Origin of the sequence: Alkalibacterium indicireducens (genome assembly GCF_039522005.1) — a bacterium.
GTDB classification, from domain to species: Bacteria; Bacillota; Bacilli; order Lactobacillales; family Carnobacteriaceae_A; genus Alkalibacterium; species Alkalibacterium indicireducens.
The window spans coordinates 1-249 of record NZ_BAAADA010000048.1 but is presented as its reverse complement, the minus strand read 5'-3'; positions in this window follow the sequence as shown (position 1 = coordinate 249).

Here is a 249-nt window from a genome sequence, read left to right as displayed (position 1 = left end):
AATTTTGAAAATCAAGGAGGTGTACACGCCATCAGTATCGCAGAAAACATCGTGATTAAGTTCAGAGAGATGGCTACCTACAAAAGGATACGCTGGAAGCAAAAGAATATGTAGGAGTGCGTAGGGGCGTAACACAGAAATGAATAGACAAAATGATATCTCATTAATCGATCGAGTAGTCGATAGAAAGAATATAAAGCTTGCCATCAAGAAAGTTAAAAAGAACAAAGGCAAGCCAGGTGTAGACGG